The sequence below is a fragment of the Microbacterium sp. NPDC058389 genome (genome assembly GCF_042722305.1).
Taxonomy (GTDB): domain Bacteria; phylum Actinomycetota; class Actinomycetes; order Actinomycetales; family Microbacteriaceae; genus Microbacterium.
Genome location: NZ_JBHXJQ010000003.1, coordinates 104803 through 127837, shown reverse-complemented (window position 1 = coordinate 127837; position 23035 = coordinate 104803). Strand labels below are relative to the sequence as shown.

Below are 23035 nucleotides of genomic sequence, written 5' to 3'. Positions count from 1 at the left end.
GCGGGGGGGGGGCGCCCGCCCCCCCCCCCATCCACCCCCTCTCACTGTTCGCGCGTCAGTCGCGGGCGTAGGCCGCGGCCAGGTGCGCTTCGAGGTCGAGGTACGCGTCGTCGGCGATGTCGAAGACGACCTTCGAGATCTCGCCGCCGGTGAAGTCGAACCCGTAGCCGTACAGCGACGACACCGGGTCGGCGCTGTCGCGGCCGATCGTGAGTCCCTCGCCGCAGAGCGAGAAGTGGCCCAGGACCGTCCGGATCTGCTTCTCGCCGACCTGCTGGTCGTCGATGTAGAGCCTCACCGGGCCGGTGCCCTCGCGGTACTCGCCCATGCCCTCCTTGACGAACTCGACGCCGATGATGTGCTTGCCCGACGTCGGGACCGGTGCCGAGACGCGGTCCTCCGGCGGGATGCCGAGGAAGTTGTACACGTAATGCACCTGGCCGTCCTTCACGACGAGGGCGTGCCCGCCGAACCGCGAGCCGTGGGCGAAGATCACACCTTCGGTGTCGGGCGTGAACTCCACCTCGGCGGCGATCTTGTACGACACGCCGTGGACGTTCGCCGCCGACCGCTCGGGCACTTCGCTGGTGCCGGGGTAGTAGACGAACTGCCCCGACGGCGGTGCCGGCTGGTGGAACTCCATCTTGACGAACGTCTCGAAGTCCTTCGGGTTGCCGATGATCTGCAAGTCGTTCAGCGGCAGCACGAGGTTGGCCTTCGCCTCCTGGAGCCACAGCGCCTTGAGCTCTTCGAGCTTGTCGGGGTGGTCGGCGGCGAGGTCGTGCGCCTCGGCCCGGTCGACGTCCGTGTGGTACAACTCCCACACGTCGTTCGGGAAGTCGCCCTTGCCACTCACGGGGCCGTGGACGGTGACGGCCTTCCAGCCCTCGTGCCAGATGCCGCGCTGACCGAACATCTCGTAGTACTGCGTCTGCTTGTTCGTCGGCCCGTCCGGGGCCTGTGTGAACGAGGGGACCATCGACACGCCCGACAACGGTGTCTGCTCGACCCCGTTGTAGGTCCCGGGGAACGCGACACCGCACGCCTCGAGGATGGTTGGCACGATGTCGGTGGAGTGGTGGTACTGGTGGCGGATCTCGCCCTTGGCGCCGAACCCCGCCGGCCAGTGGATCACCATCGGATCCGCCACACCGCCCTGGTACGTGTAGCGCTTGAACATCTTGTACGGCGTCGAGAACGCGGCCGCCCACCCGGTCGGGTAATGGTTGTAGGTGTCGGGCGAACCGAGCTTGTCGACCATCGTCAGGTTCTGCTGCTCGTCGTCGGGGTAGCCGCCGAAGATCTTGCCCTCGTTGACGGATCCGTAAGGGCTGCCCTCACCGGACGCCCCGTTGTCGGCGCAGTAGATGACGAGCGTGTTGTCGAGTTGGCCGGACTCCTCCAGGTAGTCGATGATGCGACCGACCTGCGCGTCGGTGTACTCGCTGAATCCGGCGTACACCTCGGCCATGCGGCTGAACATGGCCTTCTCCTCGGGCTCGAGCGAGTCCCACGGCAGCACCTCGTCAGTCTGCGAGTAGGTCCCGTCGGGCATCGGGTTCAGCGGCGTCAGCTCGGTGTCCTGCGGGACGATGCCCTTCTCCTTCATGCGCTCGAGCACCCAGTCTCGGTACGCCTCGTAGCCGTCGTCGAACTTGCCCTTGTACTTGGCGATGTACTCCTCGGGCGCGTGGTGCGGGGCGTGGTTCGCACCCGGGCAGAACCACAGGTACCAGGGCTTGTCCGGCTCGGTCTGCTTGACGTCGCGGATCATCTTCAGCGCCTGGTCGGCGAGATCCTTCGACAGGTGGTAGCCGTCCTCGGGCAGGTAGGGCTGATCGATGTAGTGGTTGTCCTCGGCCAGCGACGGGTACCAGTTGTTCGTCTCGCCTCCGATGAAGCCGTAGAAGCGGTCGTAGCCCTGCGCGAGCGGCCAGTGCTTCTTGGATGCACCCGCGGTCCACTCGTCGATCGGCACGTTGTGGTTCTTGCCGACCCAGAACGTCGACCATCCCGCGTCGCGCAGCAGGTGTGCCATCGTGACGTTCGAGTCGGGGATGTGGGAGTTGTAGCCCGGAAAGCCGGTCGAGGACTCCGAGATCGTCGCGAAGCCGTTGAGATGGTGGTTGCGGCCCGTCAGGAACGTCGACCGCGTCGGCGAGCACAGCGCCGTCGTGTGCCACTGCGTATACGTCAGGCCGTCCTTGGCCAGTCGGTCCATCGTCGGCATGCTGATGCGGCCGCCGTACGGCGACCATGCCGCCATGCCGGTGTCGTCGTAGAGGACGACCAGCACGTTCGGCGCGTCCTTCGGCGGCTGGGACGGGAGGAACGCGTCCCAGTCCGCCACCGAGTCGCGGACGTCGAGTTCGATCTTCCCCTGGAAATCGCGAGGCACGGAGTTCTCCTTCGTTCACACGTCGAGGGGGCGCCCGAGTGCCCCCACTGTGGACCCTATTGGGTGCCCCGCGGCGAAGGAAGGATGCCTGGCCGATTCGCAGCCGGCCCCTCAGTGGGTGACGAACGCCTTCAGCAGGATGAGGATCACCCCGAACGAACCCGCGATGAGCGCGCCGAGCAGCCGGGCTGCGAACCTCGGCCGCCAGCGCCCGACGGCGATCCAGCCGAGGACGGCGAGCATGATCGTGTTCACGATGAGTGCGGCCCAGTTCGCGACGACGTCAGGGATCACGTGCGACGTGCCGAGAAGGAGGATGACGACGGGGACGACGCTCGCCACGAGGAGCCCTGAGGACTCCCGCGCGGCGAAAGCGAGACTCGCCGCGGGCGACGCCTTGCCGCCCGACTCGGCCAGTCGCGCCACGGCACCGGCGTACACGTGCGCGGCGTAGAACACGAGCACCGTGACGACCACCGTGACGAGCACGGCGAGCGACGCTCCTTTGCCGGCGACGACGATCATGCCCGACACCAGGATGAGGCCGTAGATCGCCTCCTCCGTCATCAGGATCGGCAGTACGGACGGCGAGGACTCGTCCAGGCCGCCGTCCGCGCCCGTCACGATGCCTCGGCCCGCCGGCGGTGCCGCGAGCGTCGAAGGAGCTTCTCGAGCTCGATGAACACCGGCACCAGCAGCGACAGCCCGAGGCAGATGAGCCACTCCGTGCCGGTCAGCGACGTCGTGCCGACCAGGCGCTGCAGGAAGCCGATCTCCACCGCGGCGACCGTCAGCGCCAGCGGGATCGCCAGCCACTTCACGGCGACCAGGATCGGCGGCGTGAGCCCCGACTCGGGGTCGCGGCGCATCACCAGTCCGCCGAAGATCGACCCGAGGGCGGCGACCACGAAGGCCATCGTCACGGGCGCGTTGGGCACCGTCGAACTGAGCTGGTCGGGGTAGATCAGCAGCGGGATGAGCGTCGTGATGAAGATGAGTCCGCCGTAGATGAACCACAGCACCACCGCGCCGCCGTTCGCGATCGTCTTCTTCGGGTCACGCGGGGGCTTCTGCATGATGCCCTCGGGCGCGGGATCGAGCAGGATCACGATGACGGGGAAGATCGCGATGAAGAAGTTCAGGAACAGCACCATGATCGGCGTGAGCGGGACGCCGTCGTTGATGTTGAAGAGGCTCGCGACGAGGAACAGCAGCACGAGCGAGAACAGCTGCGACATCTGGAACCGCACGTAGCTGACGATCTTGTCGTAGATCGCACGCCCGAGCCGCACCGCGGTGACGAGGGTGCCGAAGTTGTCGTCGACGAGGATCATCTTGCCGGCCTGCTTCGTCACGTCGCTGCCGGAGCCCATCGCGACGCCGATGTCGGCCTGCTTGAGGGCGGCCGCGTCGTTGACGGCGTCACCGGTCATGGCCACGACGGCGCCGTCCTCCTGCATGAGGCGCGCGAGCCGCAGCTTGTCCTCCGGCGTGACGCGCCCGAACACGTGCAGGTGCGGGAGCTTCGCCTTGAGCTCCTCGTCCGACATCGCCTGGATCTCGGCACCGCTGGCGGCTCCGTCGCCGAGGCCGAGCTGCGCGCCGATCGCCGCGGCGGTGATGGCGTGGTCACCCGTGATCATGCGGACCTCGATGCCGGCCTCGCGGGCGATCCGCACCGCCTCCTTCGACGACGGCCGCAACGGGTCGATGATGCCCACGAGCCCCGCGAGGCTGAGGTCTTTCACCTCCGCCATGGGGTCGGCGGGAGTCGGCGTCCCCGGCGCGAGACGCCGGACCGCGAAAGCGAGGACGCGCAGACCCCGCTCGGAGAGCTGCCGGTTCGCGTCGAGGATCGCCTGCCGCTTCTCTTCGATCGGGGCGACGCCGTCGACGGTGAGCACGGACGAGCAGCGCTCGAGCACGACGTCCGGACCGCCCTTGACGAGTTCCACGAGCTCGGTGCCGCCGGCGGCGGCGGCACGCTCGTGGAACGTCGCCATGAACTTGTAGGCCGAGTCGAACGGCACCTCCGCGGCCCGGGGGTACTGGACGCGTGTGAGGGCGGCATCCGCCCCCATCTTCGCGGCCAGGACGACCAGGGCGGCCTCGGTCGGGTCGCCGATCACGTCGCCGTCGTCCGAGACGGTCGCGTCGCTGCAGAGCGTGAGCGCCAGCGCGAGCTGGGTGAAGTCCGGGACCGGCAACCCCGCGGCGTGGCGGATGTCGCCCGTCTTCTCATAGCCGGTGCCGCTGACGGTGAACCACTCGCCGGCGTAGTACAGCGACTCCACCGTCATCTCGTTCATCGTGAGCGTGCCGGTCTTGTCGGAGTTGATGGCGCTCGTGGCGCCCAGCGTCTCGACGTCGGTGAGGTTCTTCACGACGGCCTTGTGCTCGGCCAGCTGCCGCGACCCGTACGAGAGCATCGCCTGCACGAACGAGGGCATGCCGGTCGGGATCGCCGAGATCGCCATCGAGATGCCGAGCAGGATCACCGATGTGATCTCCTGCCCGCGCAGGAGTCCCGTGATGATGATGATCGCGACGGCGCCCCAGGCGATCCAGCCGAGGACGCCCGTCAGCGAGTCGAGCTCGCGCTGCAGCGGCGACTTCGACGGCTTGACCGCCGACAGCATCGACGCGATCTGCCCCATCTGGGTGCCCATGCCGGTCGCCACGACGACGACCGTCGCCGTGCCGCGCGTCACCTGGGTGTTCTGGAACACCATGTTCGCCCGGTCGCCGAGGGTCGTGTCGGGGTCGGGGATGACGGCCGCGTCCTTCGCGATGGGCGCGCTCTCGCCGGTCAGCGCGGCCTCCTGCGTCTCGAGCGTCGCCGAGCGGAGGATCCTGCCGTCGGCGGGCACGATGTCGCCTGCTTCGAGCGTGATGACGTCGCCCGGCACGAGCGAGGTCGCATCGACCTGCAGCAGCACCCCGTCGCGGATGACCTTCGCCTTCGGGATCTGCATCTTGGCGAGGGCGTCGACGGACGCCTTCGCCTTGAGCTCCTGCCGCGTGCCCAGGAAGACATTCAGGATCACCAGGGCACCCACGAGGATGCCGACGCTCACCTGGTTGATGAACAGGCTGATGATCGCCACCGCGACGAGCATGACGTTCATCGGGTCGGCGAGCTGCCGGAGCGCCACCTGCCACACCGAGGGCGGGGGCTCCGACGCGATCGCGTTCGGCCCGTGCTCGGCGAGCCTTCGCTCGGCCTCGGCACCCGTCAGGCCGGCATCCCGATCGGTGGTGACGCCGGCGACGACGGCGTCCGCTTCCTGGGCGAACCAGGGCGTTTCGGTGGATCCTCCGGTAGCGGTGGTCATGTGTCCGACGCTACCGAGGGGGTGTTCACCCCTCCGGGGTGATCTTGAGGTCCTGCCGGGGAACGACGATCTCCCGGATGATGAGGAGGATGGATGCCGTCACCGGCAGGGCGACCAGCACTCCGATGACCCCGCCCAGCGCGCCGCCGACCATCGCCGCGATGAGCACCAGTGCGGCGGGGATCGAGACCGCACGGTTCATGATCCGCGGGCTCAGGACGTACGACTCGATCTGGATGTAGACGAGGTAGCAGATCAGGAAGATGAGGGCCTGGGTCGGGCTGGAGAACAGCGCGACCGCCGTGCCCAGCACGAGGAAGATGACCGAGCCGAACAGCGGGATGAGCGTGATGACGAAGGCGATGACGGCCATCAGCGCCGCGAACGGCAGGCCGATCACCAGGTGCAGGAGGAACACGGTGCCGGCGTTCAGCGCCGAGAGGGTCACCGAGCCCAGCAGCGCGCTGCCGACCGACGCCGTGATGCGCTCGGTCAGCTCCTCGAGCTTGGGGCGGCTGTGCGCCGGGGCCAGCTTGTAGAACGCCTGCTTGGTGGCATCCAGCGACGCCAGGAAGTAGAGGGTCAGCGCGACGACGATGAAGCTCGCCGAGATCGCGGCGACGAACCCGACCCCGGCAGCCACGATGCCGACGCCGATCGCCGCGTGGGTCGAGGGGCTCGCGACCCACTCGGCGAGGCCCTGCACCACACCGGCGATGGCCGACTGCATGTCGGCCGGGAGCGCCGCGTACCACGAGGTCTGATCCACCTCTTCGAGGGCCTCCGGGATCGCCTTGATGAACTGGCCGATCTGCGCGAGCAGCGGCGGCAGCACGAACACGAGGAACAGCACGAACAGCACGGCGAAGCACCCGAACACGATCAGGATGGCGATCGGCCGCTTGAGCTTGCGACGTTCGAGCATGCGCACGATCGGGTCGAGGCCGAGTGCGAGGAACATCGCGAGCACGATGTACAGCAGGATCGTGCCGATCGACATGAAGGCCGTGCCGAGCAGGAGCGCGCCCAGCACGCCGATCGTCGCGAGGAACCCCGAGACGAGGGGACGCTGGAACAGCGCCTGCACGTTCAGCGGACCGCGGTGGCGCACGCGCACCGGCGGTGCGTCCGGTGCCGGTGCGACGACCGGCGCGTCGGGCTGCGGTTGGGGCAGGTCGGTCATTGCGTGCCTCCTGGGCCGGCGGCATCCCGGCGCCCTGCGACGCCGAGGAATCGCATGAACACCGCGATCCAGCCGAAGATGAGGGCGAAGACGATGATCTCGAACGCCGTGAGAGAGAAGTACCCGACGGCGAACAGCACGATCGACGCGGCCGTGGCCGCCAGGAACGCCGACGCGGCGACGAAGTAGGCCCCCGGCATCCCCCTCAGCACGCGGTAGCCCGCGATCAGCAGCACCAGGTAGGCCACCGCCATGCCCGAGGCCGAGAGGTTGTGCACCAGCAGGTTGACGTCGACGGGCACGATGCCGACGAAGGCGAGCATGATGCCCATGATCACGAACGCCGTGCTCACGAACCGCGCAACGCCGTGGCCTGTCAGCGTCCCGCTCCCGGTGAGCGCCTTCAGGTCGCGCGAGATGTGCACCGCGAACGTCGTCACGAGCAGGCCCCCCGCGATGAGGGTGCCGTTGAAGATCCAGCTCGAGAGGTCGTCGAACGTGCCCAGCTGGCTGAAATGCACCTCCCACCACTGCGGGTCGGGGGTCGTGATCGTCGCGGTCAGCGTGCCGATCGAGATGAACGCCATGAGCAGCGTCGACAGTCGCTGCGTCGTGATGCTCGAGGACGACAGGTAGACGAAGTAGGTCGACAGCCCCAGCGTCACGGCCATCAGCACGACGGCCCAGAACGTGACGATCGGCAGGCCGATGAAGCCGAGGGCCAGCAGCCGGTACAGCGCATACGTGGCGACGAACGCGAGCGCCGCATGCACCACGACCACCGAGATCGTGTTGACCGTGAACAGCCACGACGGCAGATCGCGCCGCCACGCCTGTTCGGGCTGCGACCGCGACCGCCAGTAGCCGACGGTCGCGGCTACGGCGGCGACCACCGCCGCGCCCGCGGCGGCCCACATCGCGAACGGGTCGTCGCCCGTCAGCGACAGCGCCGCGGCGAACTGCGCGAGCACGAACCCGTACACGGCGCCGACGACCTGCGCGCCGAGCGACAGGTACAACGACTCCCGCTCCGTGCGGGGAGTCTGCTCGGGCGCGACCGCGTCCGGTGCGGCATCCGACGTGATCCTGCTCATGGCGTCAGTCTGTACCGACTGCCGTCACCCCGCGGGGGTGATTCCCGCGGGCGCGCGGCGTGGTTCGCTTCCGTCATGAGCAGCGGGAACGAGGCACCTTCCTTCAACGCGCGCGTCGCGATCCTCATGGCGATGGCGATGTTCGTCCTCGTCGTCGACACATCGCTGATGAACGTCTCGATCTCTGCGGTCGTGAGGGACCTGGATGCCACCGCGAGCGGCGTGCAGGGGGCGATCGCGCTCGAAGCGCTGGTGTCGGCCGCCTTCATCCTGATCGGCGGCAAGACCGGCGACCTGATCGGGCGCAAGCGCGCCTACGTCTTCGGGCTCATCGGCTACATGATCGGCGCCGTCGCGATGACCTTCGCGTGGAGCCTGACCGCCGTCATCATCTTCTGGGCCATCATCGGCGGGCTCGGGGCCTCCCTGCTGCTGCCGTCGATGCAGTCGCTCATCCATGGCAACTTCGAGGGTGCCCACCGCACACGCGTCTACGCCATGGTCGGCGCGGCTGCGGCGATCGCGGCAGCCGTCGGTCCGCTCCTCGGCGGCGCCATCACGACCTTCCTGTCGTGGCGCGTCGGCTTCGCCCTCGAGGCCCTGACGATCCTGGTCGTGCTCATCGGCGTGCGCCTGGTGAAGGATGTGCCGTTCACCGGCGACCGCTCGGTCGACGTCTTCGGCTCCGTGCTCTCGGTCGTCGGCATGGGCGGCATCGTGCTCGGCATCCTGCTGTGGCAGGAGGGGGCCGGATACGTCGGCGCGACGATCGCGCTCGGCATCATCGCCCTCATCGGCCTCGGGTTCTGGCTCGTCCGGCGCAAGCGCCGCGGCCGGGCCACGCTGCTGGACCCCGCCCTGTTCAGCTCGAAGCCGTTCCGCACGGGGGCGACGGGCCAGCTGCTGCAGCAGATCACGCTCGGCGGCACGATGATCGTGCTCCCCCTGTACCTCCAGATGGTGCTGGAGTACGACGCGTTCCTCGCGGGCCTGTCGATCGCGCCGCTCTCGCTGAGCATGTTCGTCATCGCGCTGCTGGCCGGGCGGGGCATCAAGCGGCGGCCCGCCACGATCATCCTGTGGGGCTTCCTGCTCGCGCTGGTGGGGCTCGTCGTCCTGGTGCCGCTCGTGCCGATCGCCACCAGCGGCTGGTACCTCGCGATCCCGCTCATCGTGGTGGGCTCCGGGCTCGGCATGCTGGTCTCGCAGCTCAACAACTACACGCTGTCGCCGATCGCGGAGGAGCGGGTCAGCGAGGCCGCCGGCGTCAACTCGGCCGCGGGCTCGTTCGGCCTCTCGTTCGGCCTCGCCTTCGCCGGCGCGATCCTCCTGGCGGCCCTCGCGAGCAGCTTCGCGAGCCTGACGGCATCCAGCACCGTCCTCACCGACGACGAGAAGTCGCAGGTGTCGGCGGTGCTCGAGGAGGACGCGGAGCTCATGTCGAACACCGGCCTGCAGGAGATGCTCGCCGACGAACCGCCCGCGACCGCCGACGAGATCGTCCGCATCAACGACGAGGCCGGCCCGTTCGCCCTCCAGGTCGCCCTGTTCGTGCCGATCCTCGCCGCCGGAGCCGGCGCCCTCAACGCGCTGCGGATGCGTCGCCTCCCCGACCCGGCGCCCTCCAGCGGGCACGAGAGCGTGGTCGGCTGAGCGTCACGCCCTCGCGGTCGCGGCGACCTCCTCGATGAAGGCGACCTGAGCCGCGATCATGCGGGCGATCTCGGCGGGGTCGACCGACTCGTCGGACGCATGGATGCGGGCCTTCGCGGTGTCCTCGGCGCCCCACAGGATGATGGCGGCGTCGGGCGCGATCTTCTTGAGCGACGCCACGAGCGGGATCGACGCCCCGCTCCCGATCGACTCCACCTCGGCGCCGTACGCCTGGGCGAGCGCATCCTTGGCCGCCACGATCGCCGGATGGGTCTCGTCGACCGCGAACGCGTGACCGGTCTTCACCTTCGCCACCTCGACTTCGCAGTTCCAGGGCCGCTGCGACCGCAGGTGCGCCATGAGCGCCTCCAGCTGCGCATCGGCGTCGGAGCCCGGCACGATGCGCATCGACAGCTTCGCCGTGACCTCGGGCAGCAGGACGTTCGACGCCTCGGCCACACTCGGCAGGTCCATGCCGAGCACCGTGACCGACGGCTTCGCCCAGATCCGGTCCGACAGCGACCCGGTGCCCAGATAGTCGACGCCGGGGAGGATCGCGGAGCCGTCGCGATACACGTCCTCCTCCATCGCGGCGCCGTCCCACGTCGACGTGTCGACGCCGGGGATCACGGTGTCGCCGGCCTCGTCGTGCAGCGTGTCGAGGATGCGGATCATCGCCGTCAAGGCGTCCGGCGCCGCGCCGCCGAAGAGCCCGGAGTGCACAGGGAACGACAGCGTGCGCACCGTGACGGTGCACGCCACATCGCCGCGCAGCGCCGTGGTCAGGCCGGGCCGCCCGACGACCTGCCCGCCGATGTCGGCGATCACGAAGGCGTCCGCCGCGAACTTCTCGGGGTTGGCCTCGACGAAGTCCTCCAGGTGGGAGATCGTCTCCTCCTCGCCCTCGACGAGCAGCTTGATGCGGCAGGGCCGGTCGGGACCGAGCAGCCGGAGCGTCCCGTAGTGGATCACGAGCCCCGACTTGTCGTCGGCGGCGCCGCGGCCGTAGATGCGCCCGTCGTCACCGGTGACCGGCTCGAACGGCGCGGTCGACCACCCCTGGCTCGCGGGTGCGGGCTGGACGTCGTAGTGCGCGTACAGCAGGACGGTCGGCGACCCCTCGGGACCGGGGAGGTCTGCGTAGATGCACGGGTACCCGCCCGGCACGTCGACCAGCGCGACCTCGGTGGCCCCGGCGGCCTCGAAGAGCTCGACGACGGCCTCGCCCATGCGATGGACCGGTTCGGCGTCGAAGCCGGGGAACGCGACGGACGGGATCCGCACGAGTTCCCGCAGCCTGTCGAGGACATCCGGCATGAGCTCCTGGACGGCGGACGCGCGATCGGACATGGTTCTTCCTCTTCTCCCGTGCGGCCCCGGCGCTCAGGCCGGGATGACCAGTTGGATGAGCAGACCCGACCCCACGACGGCCACCCACGAGACGAGCATCGGGATGGTGAACGAGTGCCAGACGGGGATCTGGGTGAGCTTCGTCGAGCCGGTGGCATCCGTCTCGACCGCCGCGATCTGCGAACCGTTCGCGGGGAACAGCCACACGCCGATGAGCGAGGGCCACATGGCCGTGATCACTCCGGGGGCGAGGCCCGCCGCCAGCGCGATGGGGATCAGGGTGTTCGTCGTGGCCGACTGGCTGGTCGTCAGACCCGCCACGAGGAACAGCGCCACAGCCAGCAGCAGCGGGTTCGCGACGATGAGCTTGCCGAGCGGCTCGATGATCGTCTCCTGGTTGGCCGCGATGAAGGTGTCGGCCATCCACGCGATGCCGAACAGTGCGACGGCGGCGACGTAGCCGGCCTTGAGCAGCGGCTGCTCGACGACCGCGCTCGGCTTGACGCGGCGCACCAGGATGATGACGAGGGCGGCCGTGAACATCACCATCTCGATGACGGTGGCCATGCCGATCGGGACGAGCTCGCCGTCCGCGTCCGGGAACGCCGGCCGCAGCGACGGGAACAGTCCCAGCAGCACGACCAGCAGCGTGCCCGAGATGAAGATGAGGGCCGCGGTCTTGCCGCCCGGCGGGACCGTGTGCTCGATGGGAGCGGATGCCGCCTTCTCGGCGGTCCGCGTGCGCGGCCGGCTCGGGGCGTCCGCTGCACCCCCACCGGCCGTTCCCGCCATCTTCGCGTCGTACCGGGCCTGGAGCGCCGGCGACATCTCGACGCGGCCGTCCGCCACCCGCTTGAGGAACTCGGGGTCGTCGAGGATGTCCTTGCCGATGCGCTGCTGCACGAACGACGTGGCGATGCACGCGACGATCGCGGCCGGGATCGTGATGAGGAGGATCTGGGGCAGTTCGTACCCTGTGCCGGCCATCAGCACGAGGTACGCCGCCATCGCGGCGGAGACCGGGCTCGCGGTGATGCCGAGGCCCGAGGTCACGGTCGAGGCGGCCAGGGAGCGCTCGGGGCGCTGCCCGTTGCGGTACGCGGTCTCGTAGATGACGGGGATCAGTGCGAAGAAGATGTTCGAGGTGCCCGACAGCACCGTGAACACGAACGCCACGAGGGGCGCGACGTAGGTCAGGCGCTTGGGATTGCGCTGGATGATCTTGGACGCGATCGCGACGAGGTAGTCGATGCCGCCGGCCGCCTGCATGGCGGACGATGCGGTGATGACCGCGATGATGATGAAGAAGGCGTCGATCGGCGGCGAGCCCGGTTCGAGCCGGAAGACGAACACCAGGATCGTCGTGCCGACGACGCCCCACAGGCCCAGCCCGAGTCCGCCCGTGCGGACGCCGAGCATGATCGCGCCGAGGACGACGCAGGCCTGCAGGATGACGAGAAGGGTTTCCATCTTCCGCTCCTTCGCAGCAGGGCGGGCGTCGAGCCGCGCCGTGTCGATGCCCGGGGCGGCGAGCCCCGGGCATCCTTCACTTCAGACTATGCCTCAGCTTTGAGCTCACGGCCATGCACCGTGAGCGCGTAGATCACCAGCACGTCGACCGCGATGATGGCCAGCGCCCACCAGGGCTGCACCGAGATCAGCATGAGCTGGCCGACCGCGCTGAGCACGGCGAGGATGATCGCCACCACCCGCGCCCACGTCTGCCCGGCGAGCAGCGCAAGGCCGGTCAGGAGCAGCAGCACACCGATGATGAGGCTCCACCACCCCCAGCCCTGCACGTCGAACAGGAAGAGGGAGCCGTTGACGACGGCGAAGTAGGCGTCGGGTCCGATGAGGGCCACGAGCCCCTGCAGTCCGCTGAACACACCGCTGACGATCAGGATCACTGCGGCGAAGACGCCCCAGCCCGCCCAGCCCGTGCGATCGGTTGCTGTACTCATCCGTTACTCCTCTCGTGCCCGCGTCAGGCCCCGAGGGCCTTGGACTTGAGGGCGTCGTACTCCGCCTGCGAGATGGCGCCCGAGTCAAGCAGGCCCTTCGCCTTGCCGATCTCGTCCGCCGCTGACGCCGAGCCGGATCCGGCCGTCGCCCTGATGTACTGATCCTGCTGCGCGCGCATCGCCTGCGCCTGCTCGATCGAGCGCTTCTGCATGCCGGACCCCCGCGCGATGAGGTAGACGAGCGCGGTCAGGAACGGCACGAAGATCAGGAAGATGATCCACACCGCCTTGAGCCACCCGTTCACCGAATCATCGCGGAAGAGGTCGCCGATGATCGAGAACAGGACCATCAGGTATGCGAAGAACACGAAGAACCAGAAGAACCAGGCGACCCAGCCCCACAGATCCATAGCCGATCCAATCGTCTGCGGCAGACCCCACGCCCGCCATCTGGCGAAAGGCTACGAGCGAGCCCGCGGGCGTCACGTCACCCGGTGAGGGTGAGAATCCTCATCCTCGATGGGGTTCACCGAGATCACGCTGATGTGCAGCCCGTCGAACATCGCGAGCAGGCCGAAAAGTCGGGCCTGATCAGGCACGGGACCGATGACCTTGGTGCGTCGCGGCCCGTCGCTCGTCACGGTGAAGCCCTCCAGCGCCACCAGCAGATCCGGGTTCAGGCGGCCGCCGACGACGATCTCGACGATCTGATCGTTCATCGTGATCCCTCCTCACGACCGGTCGGGCTGTTCGCTGCCGCACGCGACACTCTGCAACACGCGTGTCGTCGCGACGTCACCCCTGTGGGATGATTTGGCCAGATACCACGTGCGTCTTTCCTTGGGGGAAGGGATGCCAGTAGTCGAACCTCGCAGGACACCACCGCATGCCGTGGACAGGCCCGCGCTGCGGCACCAGCTGGACGCCGCGCTCGAGTCGCCGCTGGCGCTCGTGGTGGCGCCTGCCGGTGCCGGCAAGACGGTGCTCGTGACGCAGTGGGCGCAGGGCCGGCCCGATATCTCCGTGGCGTGGTTCGACCTCTCCGCGGCCGACCGCACGGTGGGCGTGTTCGCCCGGCGCCTGTGCGAGGGCATCGCAGCCGTCGCCCCGGGCTTCACGCCTCCTGAGCCTCCTCCGATCATGGCGCGGGCCCGGCTCGGGGCGCCGTTCCTCGAGGGGCTCGCGGCGGGTCTGGCCGGGGTCGGCGAGATCGTCCTGGTGTTCGACGACCTGGACCATCTGGCCAAGACCGCGATCCTCACCGACCTGTGGCGGCTCGTGGATCTCCTCCCCCCGAACGCGCACGCGGTCTTCTCGTCCCGGGTGGACCTGAACCTGGGATGGAACCGGCATCGGCTGGAGCACGGCCTCGTCGAGATCCGCCAGCGCGAGCTGGCGTTCGACGACGAGACCACGGGCAGGGTCCTCGCGGCGATCGCCGGCCGAGACCTCGAGCCGGCGACGGTGACCGCCGTCACGGCACTCACCGAGGGTTGGGCCGCCGGCGTGCAGCTCACGGCACTGCGGCTGCGCTTCGCCGCCGATCCCGACCGCGTCGTCGACCAGCTCACCGATCCTGACGAACGGGTCATGGACTACCTCAGCGCCGAGGTGCTCGACGTGCTGAGGCCCGAGCGCCGCGACGCGCTCATGCGCCTCGCGCTCCTCGACGAGGTGTGTGTGGGGCTCGGCGAGGCGGTGGCGGTGCTGCCGGGCGGCGGCGACGAGTTCCTCGCCCGCCTCGAGCGCGACTCACTGTTCATCGTCCGCACTCCCGGACACACCGGCTGGTTCCGTTTCCACCGGCTCTTCCGCGATCTCCTGATCTACCGGCTCCGCGCCACGGACGCGGCGGCGGAGGAGCAGGTGCTGGATGCCGCGGCGGGCTGGTTCCTCGCCTCCGGCGACACCGACACGGCCATCGAGTACCTGCTGCGGGCACGCCTGTGGGATCGCGCGATGGACCTGATCCTTCGCCGTCGCCCCGATCCGGACGAGGATGTCGGGACCACACGGATCGCCCGCTGGCTGTCGCTCGTCCCGGTCGACGTCCGCACCACGCGACACGATGCCGAGCTGCTGCTGGCGATCGCGGACACCATGAGCGGTCGCGTGATCCCTGCTGCCGGCGCGCTGCAGCGGCTCGTGGTCGCGCGCGGCATGACGACTGGCCGCCGTCAGATCGCGCTGAGCTATCTGGCGGCCCAGGTGCAGTACAGCCCGAACCCCGAGACGTTCCAGGAACTCGCCGCCGAGGCGACGGCGCTGCTCGAATCCCACCCCGAGGCCGAGCTGCCGGACCTGGTCGGGCTGACGTCGCGCCGCCTGCTGCTGCTCGTGACCCGGGTCGCTATGGGCCGCGCGCTGCTGCTGCTCGGGCGCGTCGACGAAGCGCGCGAAGAGATCGGCGCGGCTCTCGCACGTGCCGACCTCGCCTTCGCGCCGTACCGGGTCCACACCCTCGGTTCGCTCGCAGTCGCGGAGGCGCTCTCAGGGCTGCTCCGCCGCGCGTCCGATCACGCGGGCGAGGCCCTGGATCTGGCACAGCAGATCGGTGTGCACGGCCGCCCCGCCCCCGCGGACGCGCACCTCGCCCGAGCGCTCGTCGCGATCCAGCGCGGCGAGCCGCACGAAGGCGCAGCGCCGCTCATGACGGCCATCGCCGGCGCAGCGGCCAACAACCGGACGCAGCTGCTATGGCTCGCGCACCTCGCGTCACGGCTGATCGCTCCGCAGCAGGAGTTCGCGAACCTCGACTCGCTCGGCACTCCGCCGCCCCTCGTCCGCGACGCGCTCGCCGCGATCGCGCTCCGCGAGTCACGACTGAGAGGGATGCCCTCCGCTGCGCCTCCGCCGGCCTCGGCGTGGTCCGCCCTCGCCTTCGAAGAGATCGCAGGACTCGTGGCCTCGGGGCGCCAGGTCTCGGCCCGCGAGCGGCTCGCAGAACTGGTGGCCGCGGGGCGTCAGCCTCGACCGATGGCCGAGATCGAGGTCGAGGCACTCACGGCGTGGCTGTGCATCGCCGAGGGACGCCGCGTGCAGGCGCGCGAGCACCTGGAGACCGCCCTGACGCGGGCGCAGGACGAACGCCTCGCGCAGCCGTTCCTGCGGGTGGGCCCCGTGCTCCTCGAGCTCATCGACGAGGTGCCCACGGGACGATCCGAGTTCGGCCGGTTCGTCGCCGAACGTCTGCGCGGCGCGGCCGTGCCTCGCGGCGAGCGCCTGGCCGACGAACTGACCCCCCGCGAGCTCGAGCTGATCGGCTACCTGCCCACCCGATACACGATCGCCGACATCGCCGAGCGCTGCTTCCTGTCGACGAACACGATCAAGACCCATCTCGCCCACATCTACCGCAAGCTCGGCGTCGCGTCCCGCGACGGCGCGATCGAACGGGCCACCGAGCTGGGGCTGTTCGACGTCCGCGGCGATCGACACGCGGGCTGAGGGGACTGTCGACGGCGCGGCCGGAGCGCCATGATGTACGCGTGAGCACGATCCTCGACGACGGATGGGCAGCTCCCACGAGCACACCCGAGCACCTCGAACACGGGCTCGCGGCCCGGAAACAGACGCCGCGCCGCTCGCTCTCGGCTCTGACGACGACCGGGCGCGACCCGCTGTCGATCCTGGCCGCCCAGAACCGGACACGCGTGCCGGAGCTCGTCCCGCTGCGCACCGAGCGGATGTCGGCGAACCCGTTCGCCTTCTACCGGGCCACCGCCGCACTGCAGGCGGCCGACCTCGCGCGCGATCCGCACAGCGGCATCCTCGTCGCTTCGTGCGGCGACGCGCACGTCGCCAACTTCGGCTTCTACGCCTCTCCGCAGCGCACCCTGGTGTTCGACCTCAACGACTTCGACGAGGCCGCGTGGGCGCCCTGGGAGTGGGATCTCAAGCGCCTGATCGCCAGCGTCGTCATCGCCGGTCAAGCCACTTCGCGCGACGACGCGGTGGTGGATGCCGCGGTCCGCGCCGCCGTCTACGCCTATGCGCGCGCGATCCACTCGTTGGTCGGGGCGTCGCCTCTCGAGCGGTTCTACCGGCATTCCGACCTGGATGCGGCGCTCGCGGTCATGGACCCGCAGTCCCGGCGCGCGATGCGAGTCGCGATCCGCGAGGCGAAGAAGCGCACCGGCGACAAGGCGGCGCGCAAGCTGACGCAGCTGGACGAAGACGGGCGGCGCCGTTTCGTCGACGAGCCCCCGACCATGACCCACGTCGAATCCGAATTCGCGAACCGTCTGCAGGGTTACATCGAGACGTACCTCGCCAGCGCGGACATCAGCGTCCGCGTGCTGCTGCACGACTATGTCTTCGCCGACATCGCACGGCGCGTCGTCGGGGTCGGAAGCGTCGGCACACGCTGCTGGATCGCCGTCTTCCAGGACGGCGACGGACGCCCCCTGCTGCTGCAGATCAAAGAAGCGGGCCGCAGCGTGCTCGCGGAGTACGGCGGCATCGAGCAGCCGGTCAAGGCGGACCAGTACATCGCCGAACAGGGCCAGGGGGCCCGCGTGGTCGCACTGCAGAAGACCCTGCAGGCGTTCTCGGACCCGTTCCTCGGTCACGCCCGGGGGCCCGAGGGCCGCGACTTCTACGTGCGCCAGTTCCGCGACATGAAGGGCGGCGTCGCGGCCGAGACGCTCGAGGACGTGCCGTTCGGCACGTACACACAGGCCTGTGCGGTCACACTGGCTCGCGCGCACGCGCAGTCCGAGACGGTGACACAGCTGGCGGGCTACATCGGCAACGGGCGCGTTGTGGCAGAGGCCATCCTGCAGTGGGCTCGGGCCTATGCGGACCTGTCGCGCGCAGACTACGAGGCCTTCGTCGCCGCGAACTGAGGCTTCCCGGCGCTGCGTGGCCGAGCCCCGCTAGAGTCGCGTCCATGAGCGACTCCCTGCCCTCGTGGCGCGACACCGCGACCCGCACCGCCATCCTGGAGTTCGTCACCGCGGTGACCGATGAGAGCGGACCGGACTTCGTCGCACCGGAGGCCCGCGTCGCCGTGTTCGACAACGACGGCACGCTGTGGACCGAGAAGCCGCTGGTGACCCAGCTTCACTATCTGCTGCAGCAGTGGAAGGCGGCCGCGGCCGCCGAACCGTCGCTCGCCGAGAAGCAGCCGTACCAGGCGGCCGCGACCGGCGATCTGTCGTGGCTCGCGAACGCCGTCGACAAGCACTATGCCGGCGACGACTCCGACCTGGGCGTCCTCATCGGCGCCGTGGCGGGCACGTCGGGTGGCATGACGGTCGACGAGTACGCGGCATCCGTCGCCGAGTTCTATCGCGACGCGCGCCACCTGACCCTCGGAACCCCGTACGCGCAGGCTGTATATCAGCCGATGGTGGAGCTGATCCGCTTCCTCGAGGCGAACGGGTTCACGACCTACATCGTGTCGGGCGGCGAGCGCGACTTCATGCGCCCGATGACCGAGGCCAACTACGGCATCCCCGCCGAGCGGGTGGTCGGCACCGGCATGGGCCTCACCTACGACGCCGACGCGAACGCCGTGCGCTACGCCCCCCAGCTGGCGTTCTTCGACGACGGCCCCGAGAAGCCGGTGCGCATCTGGATGCGCACCGGCCGCCGCCCGATCCTCGCCGCCGGCAACTCCAACGGCGACCTGCCGATGCTGCGCTTCGCGCAGGGCAGCCCGCGCAGCCTCGCGCTGCTCGTGCATCACGACGACGACACCGGCCGCGGCGACACCCCCTACGACAAGGGCGCCGAGCAGGCGCTCACCGCCGACGGCGTGACGGTCGTCAGCGTCCGCGACGACTGGGAGCAGGTGTTCCCGACGGCGTGAGCCCGCGATGGCGGGCCGCTCAGGCCTCGCCGACCAGTCGGAACCCGATGTGCGACATGCCGGTGTCCTCCGCCTGCGGCGAGCGCGCCGCGGGACGGAAGCGCAGGCAGTAGTCGGGCGAGCACAGGTGCGAGCCGCCCTTGAGCACGCGGCGCGGGATCGACGGGAAGCCGTCCTGCGCGCTCGCAGCGGCCAGCAGGTTCGCGCGCTTGCCGGCGTCGACGGGCTTGTCCGACAACCGCAGGTGCCGCGGCGTGTAGAAGTCGGTGGTCCACTCCCACACGTTGCCGGTCATGTCGTACAGCCCGAAGCCGTTGGGAGGGTACGAGCCGACGGGGGCGGCATCCCCCACCCCCTGGTTGTCGTACGGGAAGCGGCCGAGCCACGAGTTCGCCTGTGCGACCCCGTCCGGGTAGGGCTCGTCGCCCCACGCGAACCGCCTGCCCTCGAGCCCGCCGCGCGCGGCGTACTCGTGCTCGGCCTCGGTGGGCAGGCGCAGCCCGGCCCAGTCGGCGTAGGCCTGGGCGTCCTCGAACGCGATGTGGACGACGGGATGCCGCAGCCGCTCGTCGATCGACGACTCCGGTCCGAACGGGCGGCGCCAGTGCGCGCCCGGCTGCCACCGCCACCAGTTGCGCCAGTCGCGCAGGTCGACCGGCCCCCGCGTCGGGGTGAACACCATGGCTCCCGGGACGAGGTCGGCGGGGTCGGCACCGGGGAAGTTCGCCGGGTCGAGCTCCCGCTCGGCGACGGTGACGTAGCCGGTGTCGTCGACGAAGGCGGCGTACTGCTCGTTGGTGACGGCGCAGCGGTCGATGCGGAACGGCGCGACCTCTCGTTCGTGGACCGGCTGCTCGTCGGGATAGAACTCGTCCGAGCCCATCGTGAACGTGCCACCGGGGAGCAGCACCTGGTCGTGGATCGCTGACGTCACCCGCCTACCGTAGCCGGGCTAGAAGCTGCCGATGCCCTTGCCGATGAGCGAGACGCCGATCACCAGCAGCAGCACGGCCATGATGATCGCGTTCTCCTTCGCGAGCCACACGCGCAGCGCGTCCAGCGTTCCCCGCAGCCTGTCGGCGGCGATGAGGTACCCCACGACGGGGACGAGGACGGTGGATGCCGCCAGCAGCGTGAAGATCGCGATCACGAGCACGATCGACCCCGTGTCCAGTCCCGCCGAGCCGATGTCGACGCCGGCACCGGCGGCCATGAGGAGGTTCTTGGGGTTGACCGCCGACAGCAGGAAGCCGAGGCCGAACGCGACGGGGAAGGTGATCTTGTCGATCGCCTGCATCCACTTGGGCATCACCGGCTCCTCCCCGGCCTTCGGCCGCTTGCGCCACTGCGACACCGCGAGCAGGAGCAGCAGCACCCCGAGGATGAGCTGGATCACGCCCTGGATCGGCTTGGAGGCATCCGGGTCCTGGTCGGGAAGGATCGAGGACAGCAGCGTGAACACGGTCACCGCGACGACGATGCCGAGCACCCAGCCCAGCAGGAACCCGACGCTCGTGACCCGCGCCTTCGGCGAGAGCAGCATGAGGATCGCCGCGATGATCGGGATCGGACTGATCGCCACACCGAGGGCGAGCGGAAGGATGTCACCGATGACGGCGCCCATGGGCGTGCCTCCTGGGGGATGGTGCGGACCGGCTGTCGGACTCACCGTAGCGTCCCATCGATGCGATACGTCGATGCATCCGGTTCTCGCGTCGTTCCTTTCACCGTTCTTGCGGACCGGATAGCGTCGGGATGGCGCCGCACCCTCGCACGGCGCGCCGGGAACGAAGTAGGAGAGAACATGGCCGCAGAGTTCAAGGGGACCATCAAGCTCGACGTCCGCGATTCGGTCGCAGACTGGGCCCCGTACGAACGCCCGAAGGCACCGGCCGGTGCGCCGAACGTGCTGGTGATCCTGTACGACGACACCGGCATGGCGTCATGGTCGCCGTACGGCGGCCGCATCAACATGCCCACGCTCGACCGGCTGGCGAAGAACGGCCTCACCTACACCCAGTGGCACACCACGGCGCTGTGCTCTCCGACGCGTTCGACATTCCTCACCGGCCGCAACCACCACGTCAACGGCATGGGCAACATCATGGAGGGCACGAACGGGTTCCCGGGGCTGTCGGGTCACATCCCGGAGTCGTGCGCCACGATCGGCCAGGCGCTGCAGAAGAACGGCTACTCGACGTTCTGGGTGGGCAAGAACCACAACGTGCCCGAAGAGGACGTCTCCACCGGCGGAAGCAAGGAGCAATGGCCGCTCGCGATGGGCTTCGACCGCTTCTACGGCTTCATCGGCGGCGAGACCAACAACTGGTACCCCGACCTCGCCGAGGACAACCACTTCATCGAGCCGCCGTACTCGCCGGAGGAGGGCTACCACCTCTCCAAGGACCTCGCCGACCAGACGATCCGGCTGATCCGCGACCAGAACGCCTCGAACCCTTCCAAGCCCTGGTACACGTGGTTCTGCCCCGGCGCCAACCACGCCCCGCACCACGCGCCGAAGGAGTACATCGACAAGTACAAGGGCGCGTTCGACGACGGCTACGACGCCTACCGGGAGTGGGTGCTCGCCCGCATGGTCGAGCGCGGCATCGTTCCCCAGGGCACCGCGCTGACCCCGATCAACCCGATGCCCGAGGACCAGGCCAACGCCGCGGACTACGTCAAGCCGTGGGACACGCTGTCGGACGACGAGAAGCGCCTGTTCAGCCGCATGGCCGAGGTGTTCGCGGGCTTCAGCGAGTACACCGACGTGCAGATCGGCCGCATCATCGACTACCTCGAGGACTCGGGGCAGCTCGACAACACGCTCATCTTCTACTGCGCCGACAACGGCGCGTCGGGTGAGGGGTCGCCCGACGGCTCGGTCAACGAGAACAAGTTCTTCAACGGGTTCCCCGACGACCTGAAGGAGAACCTCGACAAGATCGGCGTGCTGGGCGGTCCCGAGACGTACAACCACTACCCGACAGGGTGGGCGACGGCGTTCTCGACCCCGTTCCAGATGTTCAAGCGCTACTCGCAGTTCTCGGGCGGCACGTGCGACCCGATGGTGATCCACTGGCCGGCCGGCATCACGGCCAAGGGTGAGATCCGCCATCAGTACCACCACTCGACCGACATCGTCGCGACGGTGCTCGACGTCATCGGCATCGAGATGCCCGCGGTGTTCCGCGGTGTCGAGCAGCGCCCGCTGGACGGCGTGTCGATGAAGTACTCGTTCGACGCGGCGCCCGACGGCCCCACCGCCAAGAAGGTGCAGTACTACGCCATGCTCGGCACGCGCGGCGTCTGGAAGGACGGCTGGAAGGCCGCCGCCATCCACGCGCCGCTCACCGGTCACGGCCGCTTCGACGAGGACCGCTGGGAGCTGTACCACGTCGACGTCGACCGCTCGGAGTCGAAGGACCTCGCCGCCGAGCACCCCGAGAAGCTCCAGGAGCTCATCGCCGCGTGGTTCGAGGAGGCCGACAAGAACTTCGTGCTGCCGCTCGACGACCGTTCCGCCCGCGACCAGCTCACGATCGAGCGTCCACAGTCCGAACCGCCGCGCACCCGGTACATCTACTACCCCGACACCACGGCGGTCGCCGAGTCCGTCGCGGTCAACGTGCGGGGCAGGTCGTACAAGATCATCGCCGACGTGATCCTCGATGAGGGCGCCGAGGGCGTGCTGTTCGCGCACGGGTCGCGCTTCGGCGGGCACGCGCTGTTCATCAAGGACAACAAGCTCACCTACGTGTACAACTTCCTCGGCATCCCGCCGGAGCAGACGTTCACGTCCGGCGAGCTGACGCCGGGCAAGCACGCGCTCGGCGTGGAGTTCATCCGCGAGAGCGCCGGCGAGCACGGCGAGTCGCTGGGCACCGCGAAGCTCTATGTCGACGACCAGGTCGTCGCGGAGGGCCCGATGCGCGCGCAGATCGGCAAGTTCACGCTCGCCGGCGACGGCCTGTGCGTCGGCTTCGACAGCGGCGACTCGGTCAGCGGCCAGTACTCCGGCAGCTTCCCGTTCTCCGGCGGCAAGCTGCTGGGCGTGGGCGTCGACGTCAGCGAGGAGCAGTACCTCGACCTCGAGCTCGAGGCTCTCGCCGCCCTCGCGCGGGAGTAGCCGGGAACTGTGAGAGGCCGGATGCTGCGGAGCGCGGCATCCGGCCTCTCGCTGTTCCCGGAACGGTGGCAGGCGGACCGCACGTCGTGCTTTGATCTTGTCCGGGGCGTCACCGTC

At 69.2% G+C, this 23035-nt stretch carries 17 protein-coding genes; 5 read left to right on the top strand and 12 right to left on the bottom strand.

Annotated elements, in window-relative coordinates:
• Positions 1 to 55 precede the first annotated feature (55 nt).
• From ACFWJ8_RS05795 to ACFWJ8_RS05775, 5 genes are all read right to left on the bottom strand, one after another.
• Entirely contained in the window at positions 56 to 2398 is a 2343-nt protein-coding gene (locus ACFWJ8_RS05795; protein ID WP_378809785.1) for an arylsulfatase, read from the bottom strand.
• A gap of 111 nt (positions 2399 to 2509) precedes the next feature.
• Entirely contained in the window at positions 2510 to 3022 is a 513-nt protein-coding gene (locus ACFWJ8_RS05790) for a hypothetical protein (RefSeq protein WP_378809784.1), read from the bottom strand.
• Positions 3019 to 5733 carry a cation-translocating P-type ATPase gene (locus ACFWJ8_RS05785; RefSeq protein ID WP_378809782.1) on the bottom strand — a complete coding sequence of 905 codons (2715 nt, stop codon included), beginning with the start codon at positions 5731 to 5733 and terminating at the stop codon, positions 3019 to 3021. Before ACFWJ8_RS05785 ends, ACFWJ8_RS05790 begins: the two co-directional genes overlap by 4 nt.
• A 25-nt stretch (positions 5734 to 5758) precedes the next feature.
• On the bottom strand, positions 5759 to 6916 hold the full coding sequence (locus ACFWJ8_RS05780) for an AI-2E family transporter (RefSeq protein ID WP_378809781.1): 1158 nt from the start codon (positions 6914 to 6916) through the stop codon (positions 5759 to 5761).
• Positions 6913 to 8010 (bottom strand): hypothetical protein, encoded by a 1098-nt coding sequence (locus ACFWJ8_RS05775; protein ID WP_378809780.1) that lies wholly within the window; start codon positions 8008 to 8010, stop codon positions 6913 to 6915. Before ACFWJ8_RS05775 ends, ACFWJ8_RS05780 begins: the two co-directional genes overlap by 4 nt.
• A 75-nt stretch (positions 8011 to 8085) precedes the next feature.
• On the opposite strand from ACFWJ8_RS05775, the gene ACFWJ8_RS05770 reads away from it, so the two are divergent.
• The gene (locus ACFWJ8_RS05770) at positions 8086 to 9663 is read left to right on the top strand and encodes an MFS transporter (protein WP_378809778.1); all 1578 of its coding nucleotides are present in this window, start codon (positions 8086 to 8088) and stop codon (positions 9661 to 9663) included.
• Positions 9664 to 9666: 3 nt separating this feature from the next.
• On the opposite strand, the gene ACFWJ8_RS05765 is transcribed toward ACFWJ8_RS05770, so the two are convergent.
• The 5 genes from ACFWJ8_RS05765 to ACFWJ8_RS05745 all read right to left on the bottom strand — a co-directional run bounded on the left by ACFWJ8_RS05765 (position 9667) and on the right by ACFWJ8_RS05745 (position 13693).
• Positions 9667 to 11013, bottom strand: a complete 1347-nt coding sequence (locus ACFWJ8_RS05765; RefSeq protein WP_378809777.1) for a M20/M25/M40 family metallo-hydrolase — start codon at positions 11011 to 11013, stop codon at positions 9667 to 9669.
• 33 nt (positions 11014 to 11046) lie between these two features.
• Positions 11047 to 12483 carry an SLC13 family permease gene (locus tag ACFWJ8_RS05760; RefSeq protein ID WP_378809775.1) on the bottom strand — a complete coding sequence of 479 codons (1437 nt, stop codon included), beginning with the start codon at positions 12481 to 12483 and terminating at the stop codon, positions 11047 to 11049.
• Positions 12484 to 12569: 86 nt separating this feature from the next.
• Positions 12570 to 12974, bottom strand: coding sequence for a hypothetical protein (locus ACFWJ8_RS05755; protein WP_378809773.1), 405 nt, complete (start codon positions 12972 to 12974; stop codon positions 12570 to 12572).
• Between the two features lie 23 nt (positions 12975 to 12997).
• Entirely contained in the window at positions 12998 to 13384 is a 387-nt protein-coding gene (locus tag ACFWJ8_RS05750; protein ID WP_378809772.1) for an SHOCT domain-containing protein, read from the bottom strand.
• 72 nt (positions 13385 to 13456) lie between these two features.
• Positions 13457 to 13693 (bottom strand): hypothetical protein, encoded by a 237-nt coding sequence (locus ACFWJ8_RS05745; protein ID WP_378809770.1) that lies wholly within the window; start codon positions 13691 to 13693, stop codon positions 13457 to 13459.
• A gap of 172 nt (positions 13694 to 13865) precedes the next feature.
• On the opposite strand from ACFWJ8_RS05745, the gene ACFWJ8_RS05740 reads away from it, so the two are divergent.
• Genes ACFWJ8_RS05740 through ACFWJ8_RS05730 form a run of 3 tightly spaced genes read left to right on the top strand, consistent with a single transcriptional unit; the run spans position 13866 to position 18789 of the window.
• Entirely contained in the window at positions 13866 to 16421 is a 2556-nt protein-coding gene (locus ACFWJ8_RS05740; RefSeq protein ID WP_378809768.1) for a LuxR C-terminal-related transcriptional regulator, read from the top strand.
• Between the two features lie 41 nt (positions 16422 to 16462).
• Positions 16463 to 17821 (top strand): DUF2252 domain-containing protein, encoded by a 1359-nt coding sequence (locus ACFWJ8_RS05735; RefSeq protein WP_378809767.1) that lies wholly within the window; start codon positions 16463 to 16465, stop codon positions 17819 to 17821.
• 44 nt (positions 17822 to 17865) lie between these two features.
• Positions 17866 to 18789, top strand: coding sequence for an HAD family hydrolase (locus tag ACFWJ8_RS05730; protein ID WP_378809765.1), 924 nt, complete (start codon positions 17866 to 17868; stop codon positions 18787 to 18789).
• A gap of 19 nt (positions 18790 to 18808) precedes the next feature.
• Here ACFWJ8_RS05730 and ACFWJ8_RS05725 read toward each other — a convergent pair whose 3' ends face one another.
• A complete protein-coding gene (locus ACFWJ8_RS05725; RefSeq protein ID WP_378809764.1) occupies positions 18809 to 19723 on the bottom strand; it encodes a formylglycine-generating enzyme family protein in 915 nt (304 codons plus the stop codon).
• An 18-nt stretch (positions 19724 to 19741) separates the two neighbouring features.
• Complete coding sequence (locus ACFWJ8_RS05720; RefSeq protein WP_378809763.1) at positions 19742 to 20413, bottom strand: GAP family protein; 672 nt, start codon at positions 20411 to 20413, stop codon at positions 19742 to 19744.
• 180 nt (positions 20414 to 20593) lie between these two features.
• On the opposite strand from ACFWJ8_RS05720, the gene ACFWJ8_RS05715 reads away from it, so the two are divergent.
• On the top strand, positions 20594 to 22918 hold the full coding sequence (locus tag ACFWJ8_RS05715) for an arylsulfatase (protein WP_378809761.1): 2325 nt from the start codon (positions 20594 to 20596) through the stop codon (positions 22916 to 22918).
• Positions 22919 to 23035 lie beyond the last annotated feature (117 nt).